Here is a 21,391-nt window from a genome sequence, read left to right on the forward strand (position 1 = left end):
ACAATTTTTGAAAAATTCACAATTTCAATCGTCACAGTCACGTTTTTTTATGCTATAATAAAAGTGATTTTCGTTCAACCACCCCACAACACATAAGAAAGGTCGTGAGGCATCGATTGAAGTTAAGACAAATCCTCTCTGAAAAATGGAAGGAAGCGCTTCAGGCTGTCCTTCCCATCATCACCATCGTGCTGGCGCTCTCGTTCACCATTGCGCCGCTCTCGCCAAGCGTTCTGCTGTGCTTTTTAATGGGCGCAGTGCTCATTTTGGTCGGCATGATGTTCTTCACCACCGGCGCAGAGACCGCCATGACCCCCATGGGCGAGCGCATCGGTACCGCCATGACAAAAACGAAAAAGCTCGGTGCCGTTATCACGCTTTCGTTTTTGCTCGGCTTTATCATCACGGTCTCGGAGCCGGACTTACAGGTGCTCGCATCGCAGGTGCCGTCCGTGCCGAATTTAATTCTCATTCTATCCGTCGCATGCGGTGTCGGCGTGTTTCTCGTCGTGTCGCTTCTGCGCATGCTGTTTTCTATCGCGCTGCCGCCGTTGCTTGTCGGATGCTACGCCGTCGTATTCCTTCTGGCGTTCTTTGTCCCGCCGGAATTTCTCGCCGTCGCGTTCGATTCCGGCGGCGTGACGACCGGCCCCATGACCGTGCCGTTCATCATGGCGCTCGGCGTCGGCATCTCGGCCATCCGCAGCGACCGCCATGCGGCAGACGACAGCTTCGGCCTCGTTGCGCTCTCGTCCATCGGCCCCATTTTGGCCGTCATGATCCTCGGCATCATCTATAATCCGAATGAAAGCACCTACACGCCGCCCATCCTGCCCGAAATGCAGGATTCCTCGGAGCTTTTTGAGCTGTTCCGCACCGGTATCCCGACCTACCTCATCGAGATTGCCGTCTCTCTCCTGCCGATCATTCTCTTTTTCCTTGCGGCGCAGTTTCTTGTTTTGCGGCTTTCTAAGCGCAAATTATTCCAGATCGGCATGGGCCTCGTTTATACATACATCGGCCTTGTGCTGTTTCTTACCGGTGCAAATGTCGGCTTCATGCCCGCCGGTCATTACCTCGGGCAGCAGTTAGCTTCCTATAAATACTCCGCTGTCGTCATTCCCGTCGCTATGGTCATGGGCTATTTCATTGTTCGCGCAGAGCCCGCCGTGTACGTTCTCAATCGTCAGGTCGAGGAGATCACAGACGGCGCCATCTCCGCCAAGGCCATGGGCATCGGGCTTTCCGTCGGCGTGTCCATCTCGCTCGGGCTCGCCATGATCCGCGTCCTCACCGGCATTTCGATTTTGTGGTTCCTCATCCCGGGCTATGCGCTCGCGCTCATCATCTCGTTTTTTGTCCCGAAGATCTACACCGCCATCGCGTTTGACTCCGGCGGCGTCGCTTCCGGCCCCATGACTGCGGCGTTTCTGCTTCCCCTCGCACAGGGCGCGTGCACAGCCGTCGGCGGTAATATGGTCACAGATGCCTTCGGTGTCGTTGCCATGGTCGCCATGACGCCGCTCATCACCATTCAGGTCATGGGCCTCGCGGCAAAGCTCATGCAGCGCCGTAAAACGGAGACCGCCGCACCCGCCGCATTCGCCGATATGGACGAAAACGCGATCATCGAACTGTAAAGGAGGGCGTTTATGGGCGACAATTTATACTGGATGATTACCATTACAGACCGCAACCAAAGCCAGAAATTTCTGTCATTTTATAAAACCTATGGGATCGAGGTCGTGCTCAGCACGCTCGGCAAAGGCACCGCCGCGTCCGAAATTCTAAACGATTTCGGACTTGAAGCCACGCAAAAAGCCGTGCTGCTTTCCGTTGTCACCGGCAAGGTCTGGAGTGCCGTGCAAAAGGGGCTGCAGACCATCATGCTCATCGATATTCCCGGCACCGGCATCGCGTTCACCATGCCGCTCAGCAGTATCGGCGGCAAACGTCAGCTGGAGTTTTTAACGAACGGTCAGCCGTTTCAGAAAGGAGAGGAAAGCGTCTTGAAAGATACCAAATACGAGCTTCTGGTCGTCATCGCAAACCAGGGCTATACCGAGCAGATTATGGCCGCAGCGCGCCGCGAAAACGCAGGCGGCGGCACCGTCATCCACGCAAAAGGCACCGGCATGGAGGGCGCGGAAAAGTTCCTCGGCGTTTCCCTCGCCAGCGAAAAAGAGCTTGTGCTCATCGTCGTAAAGCACGCGGATAAAAACAACGTCATGACTGCCATTATGCAGGAAGCCGGGCTTGAGACCAAAGCGAAAGCCATCGTCTTTTCCCTGCCCGTCACCGGCACTGCCGGCCTTAGATTACAGGACTTAAACGAAGAAAACACATAAAACAACGACCGTAACAAAATATCTGCACATAACAAAATCACCCTCGCCGGAGGAAATCCGCGAAGGTGATTTTTGTCATTCTATTATTATGTTGGCAAAGAGAATATCTGATTGATCAAATCAGCCCTTAACAGCGCCGATCGTGATGCCCTTGACGAAGTACTTCTGGAAGAACGGATAAACAACGAGCACCGGCAGAACACCGACAACGGCGATTGCCATCTTGATGCCCGTGCTCGGCATGTTCGCCGTAATCTCAGCTGCAGCCGCAGCGTCCATACCGCTCTTCAGCGCCTGCACGTCTCGCAGCATGTCATTCAAAAGAACCTGTATACTGTAAAGGCTCTTGTTCTGCTGGAGATAGTAAAGACCGTTTTTCCAATCGTTCCAGTAGGAAAGACCGATAAGCAGTGTCATCGTTGCAACCATCGGAATGCTCATCGGCAGAACGATCGTCAGCAGGATTCTGAACTCGCCCGCACCGTCAATGCGCGCCGCTTCAATAACAGCTTCCGGAATGTTCGTGGAGAAGTACGTGCGCATCATGATCACGTAGAACGCGTTGACCATAAGGGACGGAATGATGAGCGCCCAAATCGTGTTGCTCACCTTGATGTAACGGGTGTACATGATGTACGTCGGCACAAGACCGCCGGAGAACAGCATCGTGAAGAACACGTAGAACGCAAGACCGTTGCGGCCCGGTAGGTCGCGGCGGGACAGCGGGTAAGCCATGAGGATCGTCATGGAAAGGCCGCACAGCGTACCCACAACTGTGGAGAGGATTGTGATGCCGTACGCGGAGATAATCTTGTTGCTGCTCTTAAACATGTACTGGTAAGCATTCAGACTTAGTGCCTTCGGGAACAGCGTGTAGCCGTTGCGGATCAATTCCTGCTCGTCCGTAATGGAGGACATAATGAGCAGAAGGAACGGGAAGATGCAGCACAGGGAAAGGATAACCATCGCAATGTGTGCGCCGACCTGAAACCCTTTGTTTTTTTCGACCATGGTGTTTCTCTCTCCCTTCCTTAGAACAGTGCGTTTTCTTCGCCGCCGATTTTCTTAACGGCAAGGTTCGCGCACAGGACCAGTATAAAGCCGACAACGCTCTGGTAAACGCCTGCTGCGGAAGATCTGCCGTAATCGTTCAGCGTGATGAGTGCGCGGTAAACGTACGTATCAATCGTGCTCGTAATGTCGAGCAGCGGGCCGGAATCCATCGGCACCTGATAGAACAGACCGAAATCGGAATAGAAAATCTTGCCGATAGACATCAGTGTCAGCGTGATGATGGTGGGCAGAAGGCTCGGCAGCGTAACGTGAACGATTTGCTGCCAGCGGTTTGCGCCGTCGATGACCGCCGCCTCATAGTAGCCGTGGTCAATGCCGACGAGCGTTGCATAATAGAGGATGCAGTCGTAGCCGAACACCTTCCAGATATGTACGATGACCAAAATGAACGGCCAGTACTTCGGCTCTGTATACCAGGAAATCGGCTTAACGCCAAGTGCCTTAAAGATCGTGTTGTTGATAAAGCCGGATTCAGAGCTCAGCATTGCGAACACCAGATAGCTGACCACAACGATGGAGATCAGGTACGGCATCAGAATGATGGTCTGGTACACCTGCTTGAACAACTTGCTCGTAATCTCGTTTAAGAGAATCGCGATTGTAATGGCAATCACGGTGCCCAGCACGATAAAGCACAGGTTATAAAGCAGTGTGTTGCGCGTAATGTTGAAAGCGTCCTTCGTTTTAAAAAGGTAGGTGAAGTTGCTGAAACCCACCCAGTCACTTGCAAGGATGCCCTTACGCCAGTTGACCTTCTTGAAGGCGATGATCAGACCGCTCATCGGGATATACTTATCCATGAGCAGATACAGGGCGCCCGGAAGGAACATCAGATACAGCGGGATGCAGCGGTAAAAGCGCAGCCACTTATTCGGTTTTGCCGAGCGCACTTTCATTTCTTTTTCCAGTGCGGCAGATTTATTCGGCATAATTAGAAACCCCTTTCAATCTGTTTTCGTCCTGCTCCGTTGAAATTCTCCAAAAGAACATGGGCATGTACAGAAGGGTCATCTCTCTGTACACGCCCATGCCCTTTTCCCTCTCGGGAAAAAGACACGGATTTTCACAAGGAAGCTGAAACGAATCTCGCTCCAGCTTCTTTAAGTCTAATTGTGAAGTAAATTACTTCTGCTCAGCCAGCCAAGCGTCGAGCTGTGCCTGCTTCTCTGCGATGATCGCATCGATGCCGGCATCCTTCAGCTCAGAGTTGAACTGCGGGAGAGTCGTCTCCGGGTCAAGAGCGCCGCAACCGAGTGCCTTGTGGTACTTGTTAACAACGTTCGTGCAAGCGGTGATCTCGTTCGCAACCTTGGTTGCGTCGAAGGTGAAGCCGAATGCTGCGGACTTCTGAGACTCTTCGTTGAATTTCTTCGTTACATCCCAGTAATCAGCCGGGAGATCGGTGCCCCAGATGTCGCCGATGAACTGGTTCGGCATCAGCCAAGTACCGGACTTTCTGTAAGTGGTGGTCGTTGCATCAAGGCCGTCCGGATAGTTGATTCTGTCCTGACCGTTCGTAACAGCGCCTTTCTCGATTACTTCGTAGTGAACGCCCTCAATACCGTACATGTAGAGGTTGCTCAGCTCCGGGTTGCTGTAAAGCTCGTTCAGAGTCTTCATAGCAGCTTCCGGATGCTCGCAGCTGCCTGCGATGGACCACAGACCCATGGTAACACGGTCGGTGGTAGCCAGTGCCGGAACCAGCTCAACCGTGCCGATCGGGTTCTTGAGGTTCGCGTTGTTCTCTTCTGCATAGTACGGCTTCAGGTTAGTGAAGGTACCGAATCCAGTGCCTGCATCCATCAGAGTGGTTGCAGTCTCGGTGGTGTTCACGGCGTCAGCCTGAATGAGGCCTTCCTGCATCCAGTTGTACATCGTGGTAACGAGGTTCTTGTACTGCTCAGTCTCGTAGAGGTTCACAACGGTGGTGTCCGTAGCCATGTCGGGGAGAACACCGAGGTTAACCATCTCGTCGCCCAGAGAGTCCCAACCCCAGGCACGGATGTTTTCGCCGGCGGAAATAGCTACCGGCCAGCAGTTCTCTTCGTTTTCCTTAATGGTAACGAGAACATCGTGGAGGTCTTCGAGGGTCTTAACGGAATCCATGTCGAGGTTATACTTCTCGGCAAGGTCCAGTCTGTACGCAAAGCCATAGGAAGCTGCAAGATCACGACCCTCCGTGAGGCCGAACAGCTCGCCGCCTACGCGACCGCAGTTGATGTTGTCCCAACCGAGCTGCTCAATGATGCCCTGGCCGTACTTCTCGATGAGATCATCCATCGGATAGAGCTGACCGGAATCAGCGCAAGCCGTGTAGTTGACCATGTAAACCGGGAGAAGGTCAACGCCTTCGCCGGAGGAAAGCATCAGGGAGATCTGGTCAGCATAGCTGCTGAACGGGAGGAAGGAAAGTTTAACGTTCACGTTGAACTTCTCTTCGAGGATCTTGTCCATTGCTTCCTCAACCTGTGCGATACCGGATTCTTCTTTACCGCCTGCCATCGTCACGATGTTGAGGGTTACGAGTTCGGACTCTTTCAGATCTTCTGCTTCGGAAGAGGCATCGCTGCTATCAGCCGCAGCGCTGTCAGAAGCGGAAGATTCGGAAGATGTGCTGGAGTCTGCGGTGGAGCCGGAAGAACCGCCGTTGCCGCAAGCTGCCAGGGAGAGGGTCAGCGCTGCTGCCATGAGCATTGCTACAAGTCTCTTTGCCATTTTCTTACTTCCTTTCATACTTTTCGACCTGCGATAAATTTATTTTTAGCCTTCGCGGTCAAATTACACATATATAGTAACAGAAAATCCGCACCTTTTCTGCAAATTTCGTGACATCTCCTATTCAAAATGTGACATATTTGTGAAGACTTTGCAGGATGTCCTTTACAATCCTGCATATCGATACTCTATATCGATAAAAAAAGAGGAAAACCCACATGGGTGTCCCTCTTTCAAATGCAAGATACGCTCTCTGTCTTTCACCCGTTTACACGGATTTTACATTTTGTGACAGTTTTACAACAATTTACCGAAATAAAACGCGCTTTACAGCTTAGACCGCCGCTTTGCCGCACGGTATTCCACCGGTGACATGCCTGTGTATTTTTTAAAAACCTGCGAAAAATACGAGAAATTCGAGTACCCCACCTTCGTCGCAATCAGGCTCACCGGAATATTCGTGTCACTCAGCAAAGACTGTGCCGCGCGCATCTTCTCCGTCACAATATAATCATTTAAAGAGGCGCCCGTTTCCTTTTTAAATAAGCGGGAAAGGTACTCCGGGTTTAAATAAATCGCGTCCGCGATCTCCGCGCGGCTCAAATCTTTGTCGATGTTCCGCCGGATATACGTCATCGCGCGTTGTATCGGCGTCTGCTCCGTCTTGTCCGGCTCCTTCTCCGCACTGTCATCCTCGCCGCGGTACTTCGCATAAGCGTTGTACCGTCTCTGGTTTTCCGCTTCGCGCACTTTTCCGGCCGCGCGCTCCACCGCCGCCTCAATCTCCGCATACGGCGCAGGCTGCAAAATATAGTCAAAGCTGCCCAGCTTCACAGCCTCCTGCGCATATTCAAATTCCGCGTGCGCAGAAAGGAAAATACACACCACGCCGGAAAACCGCTCCTGCGCCCAACGCAGCAAAGCAAAGCCATTCGTCGGCGGCATTTCAATGTCGCACAGCAGCACATCTATGCGCTCGCGTTCAAAAACGCTTTGCGCTTCCTTCACGCTGTACGCCGTAAACACCTGTTCCACGGGTATTTCTTTCCAGTTTACACCGGTCACCATGCTCTCCACAACTTCCGGCTGGTCATCTACGATCAATACGTTCATCCGTTGAAAGCCTCCTCTCCGTCCGGCTCGTCCTCCGCCACATTCAGCATCTCGCGATCTATCGGAATCAAAATTTCAGATACACTGCCCATGCGTTCGCCCATATCCCGATTAAAGAACGCATATAAAGCGCGGTCACCGTAAATCAGCTGCAAGCGCTTTTTCACATTGTTGATGCCCACGTGGTTCTGCGCGTACAGCGGGCTGTCCGGCTCGTTAATCTCCGCAATCACGTCCTCGGGGAAGCCGCCGCCGTTGTCCGTCACCGTCAGGTCGGCAAACGTGTCCGCGCCGCTGCGCAGCACCGCCGCCTTCACTTCGATTTCCAAAACATAATCCGGCGAGTACACATGCTTCACGCAGTTTTCCACAAAGCTCTGCAAAGAAAGCGGCGGGATCGGCAGCTCCTTCAAATGCGAATCAATATCAAACCGGCACACCGGCGGGTACTGCGAAGATCCCTGCTGCATCTCGATGTAATTTTCAATGTGGTCTAATTCGCGCGAAAGCGGCACAAGCTCCATGCTGTCCGTAAAAATGTACCGAATGTGCTTCGAAATCTCCAAAATCATCTTCTGTATGCGGTCATATTTGCCCGCTTCAGCCAACGCATATAAGCTTTTGAGGCAATTTAAAAAGAAATGCGGGCGAATCTGAAGCTGCATGTAACGCAGCTCCGCTTTCTGCGTCTCAATCTCGTGCTCATAAGATTCGATCTTGAGGTCTTTAATCTGCGTCATCATTGTGTTGAACGTCTCGTTCACCTCATTGAATTCGCGTATGTTCGTCTTGCCCTCAGCCTTCGCCCCCAAATCGCCGGCACGGATATGCTCCATAACACTGCGCAGCCCCTCTACCGGCTTCGAGATGGAGTTCGTCAGCCGCCACTGAATGACCGGAATCAGCACCAGCGCCAGCAAAGAGAGTACAAGCAGCGCCGCCTGCAAGCCATCGAGCGAGCCGAAATACCCGCTTTCGTTTACGGCAAGGATTGCCCTGCAATCCGTACCCGCCAAATCACGGCCCACGATCATATACCGCTGCTTTCCGCCCGAAATAAAGTAGCTCTCATAGTCGCCGTTCAAATCGATCCCGTTATCCTCCACAAAATCGACAGAGGTCAGCGGCTCGTTATTTTTATCGGAAAACAACATCACCGCGTCGGTGTCAATCTGCGTGTAGCGCACGTCCGCCAGCGCCGCCAACGGCACCATCGCCACAAGGTACGTGCCGCGCCCGCCGTAAAAACGGAATAAATATGCCTTGCCGCCGATTTCCGCGTGCCGCCACTGCATATTGTACGAATACGTGTTGTTCTCCGCCGCGTCACGCACAAAAGCGCGCAGCCGCTCCTTTTGCGCATAGGGGATAGAATCGTCAAAAATATCGCGCTCGGCATCGCTCGGCACGCTGTAAATGAAAAACGCGCCCACATCACCGTATGCCGGCAGCGCCGTTTTCAACTGCGTAATGAGCGTATAGCTTGCAAGATACGCCTTTAAGGGGTTTTTCTCACCGCCCGAAAGCGTGCGGTAATCGTCGCTCACCGTCAGCCCGGTGAGAAAATCGTTCACAGAATCAAGCTGCTCCTCCATGCGCCCTACCCGGTAATCCATCGTGCGCATGTTGGAATCCGCAATTTTCCTGTTAAATGCCTGCGTGGAATACAGGTTACTGAATAAAAGCAGCGCGATCAGCGGCAGCGTGACGCTCAATACAGCCGTCATCAGTTTTCGCCTGAACGAGACTTCTTTCTTCGAACTTTTCATGCCGCGCGATCCTTTCATCTATAATATAGTATAGAATGATGATACAATATCATAGCAGATTTTAAAGCATTTCGCAAGTCAAAATCCAAAAGAACCGTGTACGCGCAAGATTGAAATAAGCGCCCTTTCGTGGTATACTGAAGCTATATCAACGGAAAAGACGGGAAACAAGCACGTTTTCCGCAGAAAGGTCGTTCAGATGACGGAACATAACGCCACTTCTCTCAGCGCCAGCCTTGTGAACCGTAAGGTCTACACCGTGTGCTACACCGGGCTCGATACGCTGTCTTCGTTTCACGATGCTCTTTATGAAGCGCGCCGCAGCTATTTCGGCTCCGGCAAAACCGTACATATCCGCGCCCGCGGCATTTTCGACGGGCTTTCCGGCGAGGTGCACGGCAAGCTCTCCCGCCGCACTATAAAATGGAAAAAACGCGCAGGCAAAAATACGCTCGAAGCCGCATTCACAAACGGCGGTCAGCGCGGCATCGCGTTTTATAACGCCTACGGCGCATTGCGCGCCCGCGTGTACTACGACGGTGAAATGCAGTGGATGCGCACGGAGTATTTCTCTCCCGATGATGACCGCCGCGCGCGCATTACCTTTAAGCCGGACGACCACCGCGACGCCGTCATCCGCTTCGATTATAACGATTCTACCGGCAAAACGAAAGAAACCGTGCTGTTCCCCGTGCCGTATGCATTCCAAACCGCCGAGCAGAGTTTGCAAAACGCCCAGTTCGGCGACCGCCTTCTGCTCGTCGCCGATGAGCGCGGCGAATACGCCTACTGCCCGCGTGAAGAGCAGCAGCGCCGCATCAAATTTCTGAAGCAGAATAAAAACGCCTCCGTCATGCTCTCCATGGGTTGGGAGATCAAGGACGGCGACGTGCCCGAAACGACCGAGCCGGAGCCCGAGCTGCCCGTTTTCGAAAACCTCACCGAACCCGCACTTGTCGATTTCCTGAGCGACCCCGCCGAAAAAGCCGCAGAACCTACCGAAGAGGAACCCGTTCTCGAAGAAGCTGCTTCCGAAGCACCCGAAGCCGAGCCGCAGCCCGAAACAGAACCCGAGACGAAAGAAGTCGAAGAATCCCTCATTGAGGACACTCCCGCAGAAGAACCCGAAGAAGCCCCGGAAGAACCTGCTCCCGAAGAAACGCCAAATACAGACCGCGCCCCCGACATCACGCCGGAAGAGCTCCGGCAGGCACGTACTTTGCTTGATAAGCTCCTGCCTGCAAAGGAAGCTGAAAAAGAGGACGACCCCGAAACCGGCATCACGCTCATCAGAGGCGGCGCGCCGCTCCGTTACACAGGCGACCTTTCCGAAGACGGCAAACGCGAGGGCTTCGGCCGCACCGTGAACAACAACGGCATCACGCTCTATGAAGGCGAGTACAAAAACGACCTGCGCGAGGGGTTCGGCGTGCACCACTACCGCAGCGGCGCCGTCTCCTACATCGGCGACTTCAAAGACGATCAGCGCGAAGGCTTCGGCGTTTCGTTCCGCGAAAGCGACCACGCGCTGCACATTTCCCACTGGCAAAACGGTAAGCCGCAAGGCATGGCAACGATTTTCAATAAAAACGGAGATTTAATTTACAACGGCCAAATCATCGACGGCCAAAAGCAGGGCGCAGGTGTCTCCGTCGACCCCGAAACGCACTGCGTGTTCGTCGAAAAATATGAAAACAACGAAAAAGCGGGTCAAGCTACCCTGTTCGATGCAGACGGCAATTTAATTTATTCCGGTGGCTGGCAGAACGGTAAACGGCAGGGTCACGGCACAGCGTTCGACAAAAACGGCAATGTCGTCTACACCGGCGAGTGGAAAGATGACCGCTATGAAAACGGCATTTTGTACCGCCACGTGCAGAACGAGGACAAAGCGTAATGGACCGCGTTGAACTGCACGACGTGGAATACGGCGACTGCACCGTCCTCGTTGGGCAAAACCGGCAGATTTTAATGGTGGATTGCGGCTCCGTCAGCCGCTACGCCCGCCGCGGTGAAGAGGAGATTGACCGCCGTTTTAACGAAATTTTCAGCCGCTATGCGCCCGCCTCCCAGCGCCAGTTTCTGCTCACGCACTACCACCGCGACCACATGAGCGGCTTTTTAAAGCAAGTCAAAAAGGATCCCGGCTACTTTGACCGCGTATACCTCCCCGCCCTCCCGTGTGATAAGCGCGGCGTAAATCCCGTTTTGGAGTTCGCCGTGTTCGCGCATTTTTTCGCCGTTCCGCAAAGTGACTTCGCGCAGGTGAACACCACTTGCCTGCGTATTTTCGACGCGCTCAATGATTCTGTCGGCGCAGACCGCATTTTCACGCTCGGCGGCGGCGACATCTTCACATTTGACGGCGCGTTTTACGAGGTGCTCTCCCCCGCGCGTAACGAGCCCTTCCCGTTCGATGCCATCCTGACGGAAGCCGTCGAAAACCTCAACATCTGCCTCTCTTCCCCGTTTCACACCGGGCGCGAAACGGAGTTTTTGGAGACGAAGGATGCGTTCGTTAGGCTCTACATGCAGTGTCAAACGGCCTTCGCGCCGTCCGACCGCGCCACGCCCGGCAGACGGCGCATCCTGCTTGATTCTCTCCGCGACCTCTTAGGCCGCATGGAGGATATGCGCAGCAACCTCGCCCATTCCCCCGCCGCGCCGGATATTCAGGACATTTTAAATCAATCCGTCGTGCGCAACGTCTACACCGAAACGCAGAACGACCTCTCCCTCGTCTTTCACAACCGCCGAAGCCGCGGCCCGTCGAACCTCGATATTCTAATGACCGGCGACGTGTCCGATGAAGTGCTGCGCCGCATCTCCGGGAAGCTGTTTGACGGCTACTATATCGTCAAAGCGCCGCACCACGGCACAGAAAGCCACTTTTCAAACGTTATCGGCGACCTCGCCGTTGCGCACCTGCTCATCTCCAACGGTGATTACCACGCGGGCGGCGAAATTTCCCAGCGCTACATCGATATGGAGTGCATCAAGCACTGCACAAACGCCGGGGCATGCCGCTGGCGCGACATCGCGGGCGGATGCTGCAACCGGCTGCAACGGTGCTACGAGCAGCCCGCTTCCGGCTCCCTGACGCTCAAATGCGCCGCAGCCGCCGGCGAGCGCCGCACGTCATGCAATATCTATGTATTCGGCCACAGCGGCGTTTTGGGCTGCCACTGCGACCGCGGGTAGTTACTTCAACATGTTCTCTACGCCGTCAATGAGCTGCCCCACCGTGTGCACGGCCTTGGCGGTGCTGCGGCGCATCTCTTTTGTGCGCGCCTTGGCGGATTTCTTCCCGCCGTTCATCATCGCGGACGAAACGGCAGCCACGGCAGCGCCTGCGGCAATGCCGAGACCCACGCCCTTCACAACGTTCATGCTCTGCTTATACATGGCATCCAACCTCCAGATCCAGATTGCGGCTTTTAAAACATACAAAACAGCCGTCACGTTTAGTTTCCCCCTTTTTACAAAAACATACATCATTCTTCCCGAAAGGACTTTGACAGCAATGATTTTGAATATCGTTATGGTCGAGCCGGAGATCCCCCAAAACGCCGGCAACGTCGCGCGCACCTGCGCCGCCACGGGCGCAAGACTGCACCTTGTGGGCCCCATGGGCTTTAAGATCGACGACAAAAAGCTAAAGCGCGCCGGTCTCGATTACTGGCATTTGCTCGACATCACCTATTATGACTCGCTCGACGAATTTTTTGCAAAAAACAGCGGCGAATTTTTCTTTTTCTCCACAAAATCCGTCCATAAGCACACGGATATACACTATCCCGATAATTGCTACCTCTTCTTCGGCAAAGAGACAGCCGGACTGCCGGAAGATCTGCTTTTCAAAAACAAAGACCGCTGCGTGCGCATCCCCATGATTTCGGAAGCGCGCAGCCTAAACCTCTCCAACAGCATCGCCATCGGCGTTTACGAAGTCCTGCGCCAGTGGGATTTTCCCGCGCTCTCCGAAGCCGGTCGCCTGCGCGGCTACGACTGGGACGCGGCAGACGCGAACGGTGCGAAATAAAAACCCGTACAAAATCGCAAAAATGAAAAATTTGCGCTAAAAAGTGTGCAATTTGCGCGTTATCTCTTGAAATCATCTTCCGTTTGGTATAAAATAAATTCTGTAGGCGGTGTTGTCCGCCAACCAAACGTATAACCGTAACTCAATATATTTCTTAAAGGAGTGTACGAAAATGAACTACCTCAACAAGAAAACCGTAGAAGACATCGACGTTGCCGGTAAGCACGTTCTTGTCCGCTGCGATTTCAATGTCCCGATGAAGGACGGTGTCATCACGGACACAAAGCGCATCGTCGGTGCGCTGCCCACCATTAAGTATCTCGTAGACCACAACGCAAAGGTCATCCTCTGCTCCCACATGGGTCGCCCGCACAACATCTTCAACGACGTTGTAAAGCTCGACAAGAAGGAGAAGAAGAAGATCGACGCTATGCCGGAGGCAGAGCAGGCCGAAGCGACCGCTAAGGCACTCGAAGCTGCTAAGGGCGACGTGAAGAAGTTCTCCCTGGCGCCTGTCGCAGCAGAGCTTTCCAAGCTCCTCGGCAAGGAAGTCATCATGGCAAAAGACGTTGTAGGTCCGGACGCTAAGGCTAAGGCTGCAGCTCTGAAGGACGGCGAAGTCCTCATGCTCGAGAATGTTCGCTTCCACGCAGAAGAGACCAAGAACGACCCGGATTTCGCTAAGGCACTCGCTTCCATGGCTGAGATCTATGTCAACGATGCATTCGGCACCGCACACCGTGCACATGCTTCCACAGCAGGCGTTGCAGATTACCTCCCGGCTGTCTGCGGCTACCTCATCCAGAAGGAAATTTCCATCATGGGCGGCGCGCTCGAGAACCCGAAGCGTCCGTTCGTTGCAATCCTCGGCGGCGCTAAGGTTTCCGATAAGATCGGCGTCATCAACAACCTGATTGAAAAGGTCGACACGCTCATCATCGGCGGCGGCATGGCTTACACCTTCTTCAAGGCTCTCGGTCACGAGATCGGCACCTCTATCTGCGAGGACGACAAGGTTGAGCTCGCTAAGGAAATGATGGACAAGGCGAAGGCTAAGGGCATCAACTTCCTCATCCCGGTCGATAACGTTGTTGCAACCGAGTACAGTGCAGACTCCGAGTGGAAGATCGTCGATTCCGACGACATTCCGGAAGGCTGGATGGGTCTGGATATCGGCCCGAAGAGCCGCGAGCTGTTCGCAAACGCCGTGAAGAACGCAGGCACCGTTGTTTGGAACGGCCCGATGGGCGTTTCCGAGTGGGAAAACTTCGCAAACGGCACCATCGCGGTTGCAAAGGCAGTTGCAGACAGCAACGCGATCTCCATTATCGGCGGCGGCGACTCCGCTGCGGCTGTTGAGAAGCTCGGCTTCGCGGATAAGATGACGCACATCTCCACGGGCGGCGGCGCTTCTCTCGAATTCCTCGAGGGTCTTGAGCTCCCCGGCATTGCTTGCCTCAACGAGAAATAATTAAAAGCATGAACGGGAGCGGAGCTTGCCTCTGCTCCCGTATTGTTGTCTCAATAAAAACGGTTTTTAACCGACGGAAAGGAATAGAAAATCATGAACAAGGCTGTTAGAAAGGCTGTTATCGCCGGCAACTGGAAAATGAACAAAACCCCTGCGGAGGCAAAGGAACTCATCACCGCCATTGCTCCGCTCGTTAAGGACGCAGGCTGCGACGTTGTCGCTTGCGTGCCGTATGTAGACATCGCAACCGCTATTGAGGCGGCTAAGGGCACCAACATCAAGATCGGCGCAGAGAACTGCCACTGGGCGGTCAGCGGCGCTTTCACCGGCGAGATTTCCGCAGAAATGCTGAAGGCTTGCGGCGTTGAGTACGTCATCACCGGCCACAGCGAGAGAAGAACCTACTTCGGCGATACCGACGTTACGGTTCAGAAGAGAACAAGAGCTGCGCTTGACGCAGGCCTCACCGTCATCGTTTGCGTAGGCGAGTACCTCGAGCAGCGCGAGCAGGGCATCACCGATGAGCTCGTTGCCATGCAGACAAAGATCGCACTCGGCGGCGTAACCGAAGAAGAGCTTAAGCGCATCATCATCGCTTACGAGCCGGTTTGGGCCATCGGCACCGGCAAGACCGCCACGGCAGAGCAGGCAAACGAAGTTTGCGCTGTCATTCGTGCGACCGTCAAGTCCCTCTACGGCGAAAAGGCTGCAGAAGGCATCACCGTTCAGTACGGCGGCTCCATGAACGCAGGCAACGCAGCTGAGCTTCTTGCACAGCCGGACGTTGACGGCGGCCTCATCGGCGGCGCTTCCCTGAAGCCGAACGACTTCGCAGCCATCGTAGACGCAGCCACCAAGGGCTGATTTTTCCACCGAAAGATTTTTTCCAGTTGAAAGGAAAGGCATCTCCACTATGAAAAGACCTGTTGTACTCATGATTCTGGACGGTTTCGGAATTGCTAAAACGGAGGGCAACGCGATTGCCGCCGCTAAGAGACCGAACCTCGATAAGCTGTTCTCTGAAAACCCGATTACAAAGATCGGCGCTTCCGGCATGGACGTCGGTCTGCCGGACGGCCAGATGGGCAACAGCGAAGTCGGCCACACCAACATCGGCGCAGGCCGCATCGTTTATCAGGAGCTTACCCGCATCACGAAGGCGGTACAGGACGGTTCTTTCTTTGAGAACGAAGCGCTCGTACACGCCATGAATAACGCAAAAGAAAACGGCACCGCGCTGCACCTCATCGGCCTGCTTTCCAACGGCGGCGTGCACAGCCACAACCAGCACCTCTACGGTCTGCTGGAAATGGCAAAAAAGATGGGCGTTGAAAACGTCTATGTTCACGCCCTGCTCGACGGCCGCGATGTTCCGCCTTCCTCCGGCAAGGACTTCGTCAAGGAGCTCATGGAGAAGATGAAGGAAATCGGTGTCGGCAAGGTCGCAACGGTCATGGGCCGTTACTATGCGATGGACCGCGACAACCGCTGGGAGCGCGTAGAAAAGGCTTACAACGCCATGGTTTGCCGCGAAGGCGAAGAGTTCGCGTGCCCGGTTTGCGCTGTATCGAAATCCTATGAAAATGAAGTCACGGACGAGTTCGTCGTGCCGTGCGTCATCAAGGGCGGCGCTCCGGTCGCATCCGGCGATTCCGTCGTGTTCTTCAACTTCCGCCCGGACCGCGCAAGAGAGATCACCCGTACATTCGTAGACCCGGATTTCTCCGGCTTCACCCGCAAGAATGGCTTCTTCCCGCTCACCTACGTCTGCATGACGCAGTATGACGCCACGATGCCGAACGTTGAGATCGCATTCAAGCCGCAGAGCCTTAAAAACACCCTCGGCGAGTACGTCTCCGATAAGGGCCTCAAGCAGCTCCGCATTGCCGAAACCGAGAAGTATGCGCATGTCACATTCTTCTTCAACGGCGGCGTCGAGAAGCAGTATCCGGGTGAGGACCGCATCCTCGTCAAGTCCCCGAAGGTCGCAACGTATGACCTCCAGCCGGAAATGAGCGCTTACGAAGTCACGGATAAGATGGTTGAGGCCGTCAAGTCCGGCAAGTACGATATGATCATTCTGAACTTTGCAAACTGCGACATGGTCGGCCACACCGGCGTGTTCGAGGCTGCAAAGGCTGCCGTTGAGGCTGTCGATACCTGCGTCGGCAAGGTCGCAGCAGCCATCGACGAGATGGGCGGCGTGCTGCTCATCACCGCCGACCACGGCAATGCAGACAAGATGGTTGATGATGACGGTGAACCGTTTACCGCACACACCACAAACCCGGTTCCGTTCTGCGTTGTCGGTTATCCGTGCAAGCTGCGTGAGGGCGGCGTTCTCGCGGACATCGCACCCACCATGCTGAAGATCATGGATCTGCCGCAGCCGGAAGAAATGACAGGCAAGAGCATCATTCTCTAATTCGATCTTGCTCTAAAATCAAAGCATTATAAACAGTCTCCCTTTGTGTTTCGGCACAGAGGGAGATTTTTTGTTCTATTTTTTTTCTAACAATTTTTAAATATATATTGACAAACCCTCCTATACATGATATCATGCAAGTGTAATATATTACCAAAAAAACATATGCACAGGTGATATTTTTCAGCAAAAAGTTCAAGCTCAATTCATAACACAAATTCATTTGCACCGCCGTATCCGTCAGCGTAGCCACAAATCCTAACATCATCATAGGAGGTCGTTTTATGAAAAAGCTCGCATTGGTTTTGTCCCTTGTTTTGATGCTCACGTTTGTCGGCTGTTCGTCTAAGACAACCGTGAAAGAGACAGACGCTTTCCGATTCGATTCCAAGACCGGCTATGCGTATTCCACTGCGCCGTTCGGCATCGACACGACGGAGCTTGAATCCGCTATCGGCTCTAAGCTGACAATGGTCAGCGAAAGCCCCGCGACAGCGCCTTTCGCATATACGAATTATTTGTCGGAGGACATCGTGCAGTCCGCAGGCTGCTCCGGCAAATTTGATGCGCAGTTTGACGAAAACGACAAGCTGTTTTCGGTGACGTTCCACGAACAGCTTGCGCGCGGCACGGCAGAAGAGCATTTTGAAGCCGCAAGCAAACGCTTCACCGAAACCTTCGGCGCACCTGCCGTTCAAGACGACAACGGTACCGGCACTCAATATCTCGAGTGGCAGGATAAAAGCAGTGGCACGGCGCTGGGGCTTACATATTCCGATCTCGGCACGACCGATCCGACCTTGATGATCTCCGTCTTTGAGAAGTCCCGCTACGTCGAAGCCGGAACAGGCGAGTGGAAATAAACTTAAATATATTAGAAGTTGATCTATAAACAAAATCTCCCTTGGCTTTTTGCCATGGGAGATTTTTGCCATTTTGCGGATAAATTGATATTTTTAATAGAAGATATTGAAAAATCAGCAAAGATGCTCTTTGTCGCTTAACTGTGCTTCTTTGCTGCTTTAGCCGTATTTTTTACCGAATAAAGTTCGTTGCGATGCGCTGTTCCGTTTCCGGCAGGCCAAATTTTTCCTTACCGAGCGCAATGCTCTTCATCAAAAAAGTCATATTTCTCGCCAAGGTGCGCATGGTTTGTAGACCCTCCAAATCCTCTTTCGCCTCGCCTAGTGCGAGGCCGTGAATGCTGTTCCAATACTGACTGGACGCGACGGGCATGCCGGAGATCGTAAAGAATTTGTTGAGTTCGTCGAACGTGGCGGAAAGGCCGCCGCGGCGGGCAGCCACAACGGCGGCGCCGACTTTCATCGTTTTATCGAACGGAGTGCTGTAAAACAGGCGCGTCAAAAGCGCGACAAGTGTTGCGTTTGCGGAGGCATAATACACCGGACTGCCGACGACAAGACCGTCCGCTTCCGCAAATTTCGTCGCAACTTCGTTGACAAGATCGTTAAAAACGCAGTGCCCCAGCTTAGAACATTGCCCGCATGCCACACATCCTCGGATGTCTTTGTTGCCGACATGAATAACTTCCGTTTCGATACCTTCTTTGTTGAAAATATCCACCATTTCATGCAGGGCAACAGCAGTATTGCCGTTCGCCTTCGGGCTTCCGTTTAAGAGTAAGACTTTCATTTTCCATTTTCCTTTCTTTGTGTTTTGTTGTTTTCTGTATACGCACGCAGATTACTCTGCGTTTGATCCGTTAAATTTTTGAAAGGCTTATGCGCGTGGCGGGCGCTTTCTTTTTCGTTCCAATCGGCGATGACCTCGCGCATGCGCTTGTTCGCTTCATCGACCTCCACCTTGAATTCGGAGGCCGTAACACGACGCGCGCCGTGACCGAGTACGATCATCTGCTCTGCGCCGTCGGACGTGGCGACGCGCACACGGTGCTTTTTGCTGATCTCAAACGTGGCGCGCTCAATGTAGGTATCTGCCGTTTCCGCCTGCTTTGTGAACACAACGGAAATGTTGTGGTAGCGGATAACGTCCTCCACGTCACGCGGGACGCGATAGGCATCGAAAACGAGGATGCACGTGCTGCGGCTGAAGCTCTGATAATTGCAGATTTTATCCATTAAAATCTGTCGAGCGGTGTCGATGTCCTTTTCGGCGACCTTATTTAAATCGTCCCACGCAAAGAGAATATTGTAGCCGTCGATGAGGAGATACTCAGGCTCGAAGACCTTTTCCGGCACCTTCCATTCCCCTTTTCCGCTGCTTTCTGCGGCGCGGACGGCGTTTTGCGGCTGCATATCGCGGCGTCGGATAGGGCCGTAGGTGCGCTCAAAAATGGCGCGCAGCTCATCGTCGAACACAGGCGGCAGCTGTGCGGCGGCGCGCACGGGAGCTTCGGTTTCGGCAGATTTTGTTCCCGGCTTTTCGGGCTTCCATCCACTTTCGAGGTGCATGTGGGAAGCCGCCTCGCGCCACGGCACAACGAAGCCGGAGCCGTGCGAACAGAAGACGGAATCGCCGGTGTTCTCCAAATCATGCTCGGCATCGTAGCCGATATGCTCGATGACCTCTTCGGCATTATGGCACGGCAAGTAGCCCTTCGGCATACAAATAAGGCTGCCAAGCCCGCGCGTGTACGATGCGACCTCCAAGGTGTAACCCTGCATTTCGGAGACGGGCGCAAAGCCCGTGATGACGGCGTTTTCACCCTCGGTCTGCGGCGGCTCGAACTCCGCGCAAAGGCGCTGCATGTCCGAAATGGCGCGGCCGACCTGCGACTGCGGAACCTCTAATCGGAAATCGTACCACGGCTCTAAAAGCACGCTTTTCGCCTGTAATAAGCCGTGGCGCACGGCGCGATAGGTGGCCTGACGGAAATCGCCGCCCTCGGTGTGCTTTAAATGCGCACGGCCGATGAGAAGCGTGATCTTCATATCCGTGATGGGCGAGCCGGTCAGCACGCCGGGGTAGCTGCGCTCCTCAAGGTGCGTTAAAATGAGATTCTGCCAGTTGCGGTCAAGCACATCCATGCTGCACACGGTGCCGAAACGCATACCGCTGCCGCGCTCGCCGGGCTCTAAGAGCAGGTGCACCTCGGCGTAATGGCGCAGGGGCTCAAAATGCCCCATGCCTTCGACGGGTTCTTCGATCGTCTCGCGGTAGACAATGCTGCCGGTGCCGAACGTGACCTCCATTTTAAAGCGCTCTTTTAAGACGCGCTGCAAAACTTCAAGCTGCACCGCGCCCATAATCTGCACGTGAATTTCGTGTAATTGCTCGTTCCACACGACATGAAGCTGGGGGTCTTCTTCCTCCAAAACGCGCAAACAGCGCACGGCGGTGTGCGGCTCCATGCCGTCCGGCAAGAAAACCTGATACGTCAAAAAGCTTTCAAGCACGGGCGCGGGGGTGTCTTCCTCCGCACCGAGTCCCTGCCCGGGATACGTGTGCGTGAGGCCCGTTACGGTGCACACGCCGCCCGCAGTGACTTCCTCCGCAAGGCGGAATTTCCCACCGGAATAGATGCGGAGCTGGTCGGCTTTTTCTGCCCATACGTTTTCGCCCGCGCCGCCTTTAAGGACCATTTTAACGGGCAAAGCGCCGCCTGTGATCTTCAAATACGTAAGCCGTGCGTCCTGATTATCGTGTGCAATTTTGAAGACCTTCGCGCCGAAAGCCTTAGGGTATTCGGGCATTTCGGTGTACATTTCAAGACCGTTTAGAAGTTCTTTTACGCCGTCTAACTTCAAAGCCGAGCCGAACCAGCACGGAAAAAGCTTGCGATTTTTGATGAGGCGTTTAATCTCGGGACATTCGACTTCGCCCGTTTCGAGGTAATGGGCGAGCGTGTCTTCGTCACAAACGGCGATGTTTTCATCGCGTTCCGCTTCGGGAGATGTGAAATCGACGCAACCGGTGCTGAGCTTTTGCAGCTCGGCTAAGACTTTATCGTGGTCTGCGCCGTCGAGATCCATTTTGTTGATGAAGAGGAACGTGGGGACGTTATAGCGCTCCAAGAGCCGCCACAGCGTACGCGTGTGGCTCTGCACACCGTCTGTGCCGCTGATGACGAGCACAGCGTAATCGAGCACCTGAAGCGTGCGCTCCATTTCGCTGGAAAAATCGACGTGACCGGGGGTATCGAGCAGCGTAAATTCGGTATGTTCGAGCGGTAAAACGGCCTGCTTTGAGAAAATGGTGATGCCGCGCTCGCGCTCCTGCACGTCGGTATCGAGAAACGCGTCTTGATGATCGACGCGCCCGAGACGGCGGAGCTGCCCGCCTTCATACAGCATCGCTTCCGAAAGTGTGGTCTTGCCGGCATCGACATGCGCCAAAAGCCCAAGGCATATTTGGTTTTTCGTTGTGTTTCGCTTCTGCTCGCTCATGAAAAGTGTCTCCCTGTACCGCCGTTAAAATTAAACTTCGATTTAATAAACAGTATACCACTTTTTG

At 53.9% G+C, this 21,391-nt stretch carries 18 protein-coding genes; 9 read left to right on the top strand and 9 right to left on the bottom strand.

The genetic code is table 11. The features are described from left to right. Window positions 1-116: 116 nt before the first annotated feature. Both ACI0CA_RS13615 and ACI0CA_RS13620 read left to right on the top strand, forming a co-directional pair. The gene (locus tag ACI0CA_RS13615) at window positions 117-1,640 is read left to right on the top strand and encodes a DUF1538 domain-containing protein (RefSeq protein WP_417100452.1); all 1,524 of its coding nucleotides are present in this window, start codon (window positions 117-119) and stop codon (window positions 1,638-1,640) included. 12 nt (window positions 1,641-1,652) lie between these two features. Next, window positions 1,653-2,348, top strand: a complete 696-nt coding sequence (locus ACI0CA_RS13620) for a P-II family nitrogen regulator (RefSeq protein ID WP_308448654.1) — start codon at window positions 1,653-1,655, stop codon at window positions 2,346-2,348. 120 nt (window positions 2,349-2,468) lie between these two features. Here the strand turns inward: ACI0CA_RS13620 and ACI0CA_RS13625 are convergent, their stop codons facing one another. The 5 genes from ACI0CA_RS13625 to ACI0CA_RS13645 form a co-directional block, all read right to left on the bottom strand. Next, complete coding sequence (locus ACI0CA_RS13625) at window positions 2,469-3,359, bottom strand: carbohydrate ABC transporter permease (RefSeq protein WP_412264136.1); 891 nt, start codon at window positions 3,357-3,359, stop codon at window positions 2,469-2,471. Between the two features lie 20 nt (window positions 3,360-3,379). Further along, the gene (locus tag ACI0CA_RS13630; RefSeq protein ID WP_412264138.1) at window positions 3,380-4,351 is read right to left on the bottom strand and encodes an ABC transporter permease; all 972 of its coding nucleotides are present in this window, start codon (window positions 4,349-4,351) and stop codon (window positions 3,380-3,382) included. A gap of 193 nt (window positions 4,352-4,544) precedes the next feature. Beyond that, window positions 4,545-6,137: an ABC transporter substrate-binding protein gene (locus ACI0CA_RS13635; RefSeq protein ID WP_412264139.1), complete on the bottom strand. Its 1,593-nt coding sequence runs from the start codon at window positions 6,135-6,137 to the stop codon at window positions 4,545-4,547. Window positions 6,138-6,464: 327 nt separating this feature from the next. Beyond that, window positions 6,465-7,250 carry a response regulator transcription factor gene (locus ACI0CA_RS13640; protein ID WP_316519523.1) on the bottom strand — a complete coding sequence of 262 codons (786 nt, stop codon included), beginning with the start codon at window positions 7,248-7,250 and terminating at the stop codon, window positions 6,465-6,467. Beyond that, window positions 7,247-9,019: a sensor histidine kinase gene (locus tag ACI0CA_RS13645; protein WP_446806719.1), complete on the bottom strand. Its 1,773-nt coding sequence runs from the start codon at window positions 9,017-9,019 to the stop codon at window positions 7,247-7,249. The genes ACI0CA_RS13640 and ACI0CA_RS13645 overlap by 4 nt, the downstream gene beginning before the upstream one ends. Window positions 9,020-9,218: 199 nt before the next feature. Between ACI0CA_RS13645 and ACI0CA_RS13650 the strand changes: the two genes are divergently transcribed. Together ACI0CA_RS13650 and ACI0CA_RS13655 are read left to right on the top strand one after the other, a co-directional pair. Continuing rightward, entirely contained in the window at window positions 9,219-10,916 is a 1,698-nt protein-coding gene (locus tag ACI0CA_RS13650) for an MORN repeat-containing protein (protein ID WP_412264144.1), read from the top strand. Continuing rightward, window positions 10,916-12,220, top strand: a complete 1,305-nt coding sequence (locus tag ACI0CA_RS13655) for a hypothetical protein (RefSeq protein WP_395506784.1) — start codon at window positions 10,916-10,918, stop codon at window positions 12,218-12,220. The genes ACI0CA_RS13650 and ACI0CA_RS13655 overlap by 1 nt, the downstream gene beginning before the upstream one ends. On the opposite strand, the gene ACI0CA_RS13660 is transcribed toward ACI0CA_RS13655, so the two are convergent. Next, window positions 12,221-12,481, bottom strand: coding sequence for a hypothetical protein (locus ACI0CA_RS13660; RefSeq protein ID WP_308448647.1), 261 nt, complete (start codon window positions 12,479-12,481; stop codon window positions 12,221-12,223). It abuts the gene before it with no gap. A gap of 61 nt (window positions 12,482-12,542) precedes the next feature. Between ACI0CA_RS13660 and ACI0CA_RS13665 the strand changes: the two genes are divergently transcribed. The 4 genes from ACI0CA_RS13665 (at window position 12,543) to gpmI (ending at window position 16,957) form a co-directional block, all read left to right on the top strand. Continuing rightward, complete coding sequence (locus ACI0CA_RS13665; protein ID WP_308448646.1) at window positions 12,543-13,061, top strand: tRNA (cytidine(34)-2'-O)-methyltransferase; 519 nt, start codon at window positions 12,543-12,545, stop codon at window positions 13,059-13,061. Window positions 13,062-13,233: 172 nt separating this feature from the next. Further along, window positions 13,234-14,532: a phosphoglycerate kinase gene (locus ACI0CA_RS13670; protein WP_176820851.1), complete on the top strand. Its 1,299-nt coding sequence runs from the start codon at window positions 13,234-13,236 to the stop codon at window positions 14,530-14,532. Window positions 14,533-14,625: 93 nt separating this feature from the next. Beyond that, window positions 14,626-15,396 carry a triose-phosphate isomerase gene (tpiA, locus tag ACI0CA_RS13675; protein WP_176820852.1) on the top strand — a complete coding sequence of 257 codons (771 nt, stop codon included), beginning with the start codon at window positions 14,626-14,628 and terminating at the stop codon, window positions 15,394-15,396. 49 nt (window positions 15,397-15,445) lie between these two features. Continuing rightward, window positions 15,446-16,957 carry a 2,3-bisphosphoglycerate-independent phosphoglycerate mutase gene (gene gpmI, locus ACI0CA_RS13680; RefSeq protein WP_308448644.1) on the top strand — a complete coding sequence of 504 codons (1,512 nt, stop codon included), beginning with the start codon at window positions 15,446-15,448 and terminating at the stop codon, window positions 16,955-16,957. On the opposite strand, the gene ACI0CA_RS13685 is transcribed toward gpmI, so the two are convergent. After that, window positions 16,947-17,228 (bottom strand): hypothetical protein, encoded by a 282-nt coding sequence (locus ACI0CA_RS13685; protein ID WP_349201810.1) that lies wholly within the window; start codon window positions 17,226-17,228, stop codon window positions 16,947-16,949. The two genes, gpmI and ACI0CA_RS13685, sit on opposite strands and share 11 nt — an antisense overlap. Before the next feature lie 13 nt (window positions 17,229-17,241). Between ACI0CA_RS13685 and ACI0CA_RS13690 the strand changes: the two genes are divergently transcribed. Beyond that, window positions 17,242-17,820 (top strand): hypothetical protein, encoded by a 579-nt coding sequence (locus ACI0CA_RS13690; protein WP_308448643.1) that lies wholly within the window; start codon window positions 17,242-17,244, stop codon window positions 17,818-17,820. Window positions 17,821-17,992: 172 nt separating this feature from the next. Here the strand turns inward: ACI0CA_RS13690 and ACI0CA_RS13695 are convergent, their stop codons facing one another. Both ACI0CA_RS13695 and ACI0CA_RS13700 read right to left on the bottom strand, forming a co-directional pair. Beyond that, window positions 17,993-18,610, bottom strand: coding sequence for a flavodoxin family protein (locus ACI0CA_RS13695; protein WP_308448642.1), 618 nt, complete (start codon window positions 18,608-18,610; stop codon window positions 17,993-17,995). Next, a complete protein-coding gene (locus tag ACI0CA_RS13700) occupies window positions 18,607-21,324 on the bottom strand; it encodes an NYN domain-containing protein (RefSeq protein WP_446806718.1) in 2,718 nt (905 codons plus the stop codon). Before ACI0CA_RS13700 ends, ACI0CA_RS13695 begins: the two co-directional genes overlap by 4 nt. Window positions 21,325-21,391: the final 67 nt, after the last annotated feature.

Origin of the sequence: Hominenteromicrobium mulieris, from assembly GCF_046197855.1 — a bacterium.
In the GTDB taxonomy this organism is placed as follows: domain Bacteria; phylum Bacillota; class Clostridia; order Oscillospirales; family Acutalibacteraceae; genus Hominenteromicrobium; species Hominenteromicrobium mulieris.

Excerpts from the sequence above, each read along its gene's own strand:
- tpiA (WP_176820852.1), top strand. The coding sequence starts at position 14,626 with ATGAACAAGGCTGTTAGAAAGGCTGTTATCGCCGGCAACTGGAAAATG.
- ACI0CA_RS13690 (WP_308448643.1), top strand. The coding sequence starts at position 17,242 with ATGAAAAAGCTCGCATTGGTTTTGTCCCTTGTTTTGATGCTCACGTTT.
- ACI0CA_RS13645 (WP_446806719.1), bottom strand. The coding sequence starts at position 9,019 with ATGAAAAGTTCGAAGAAAGAAGTCTCGTTCAGGCGAAAACTGATGACG.
- ACI0CA_RS13670 (WP_176820851.1), top strand. The coding sequence starts at position 13,234 with ATGAACTACCTCAACAAGAAAACCGTAGAAGACATCGACGTTGCCGGT.
- ACI0CA_RS13625 (WP_412264136.1), bottom strand. The coding sequence starts at position 3,359 with ATGGTCGAAAAAAACAAAGGGTTTCAGGTCGGCGCACACATTGCGATG.
- ACI0CA_RS13630 (WP_412264138.1), bottom strand. The coding sequence starts at position 4,351 with ATGCCGAATAAATCTGCCGCACTGGAAAAAGAAATGAAAGTGCGCTCG.
- ACI0CA_RS13635 (WP_412264139.1), bottom strand. The coding sequence starts at position 6,137 with ATGGCAAAGAGACTTGTAGCAATGCTCATGGCAGCAGCGCTGACCCTC.
- ACI0CA_RS13700 (WP_446806718.1), bottom strand. The coding sequence starts at position 21,324 with ATGAGCGAGCAGAAGCGAAACACAACGAAAAACCAAATATGCCTTGGG.
- ACI0CA_RS13655 (WP_395506784.1), top strand. The coding sequence starts at position 10,916 with ATGGACCGCGTTGAACTGCACGACGTGGAATACGGCGACTGCACCGTC.
- ACI0CA_RS13640 (WP_316519523.1), bottom strand. The coding sequence starts at position 7,250 with ATGAACGTATTGATCGTAGATGACCAGCCGGAAGTTGTGGAGAGCATG.
- ACI0CA_RS13620 (WP_308448654.1), top strand. The coding sequence starts at position 1,653 with ATGGGCGACAATTTATACTGGATGATTACCATTACAGACCGCAACCAA.
- gpmI (WP_308448644.1), top strand. The coding sequence starts at position 15,446 with ATGAAAAGACCTGTTGTACTCATGATTCTGGACGGTTTCGGAATTGCT.
- ACI0CA_RS13685 (WP_349201810.1), bottom strand. The coding sequence starts at position 17,228 with ATGATGATGTTAGGATTTGTGGCTACGCTGACGGATACGGCGGTGCAA.
- ACI0CA_RS13695 (WP_308448642.1), bottom strand. The coding sequence starts at position 18,610 with ATGAAAGTCTTACTCTTAAACGGAAGCCCGAAGGCGAACGGCAATACT.
- ACI0CA_RS13650 (WP_412264144.1), top strand. The coding sequence starts at position 9,219 with ATGACGGAACATAACGCCACTTCTCTCAGCGCCAGCCTTGTGAACCGT.
- ACI0CA_RS13665 (WP_308448646.1), top strand. The coding sequence starts at position 12,543 with ATGATTTTGAATATCGTTATGGTCGAGCCGGAGATCCCCCAAAACGCC.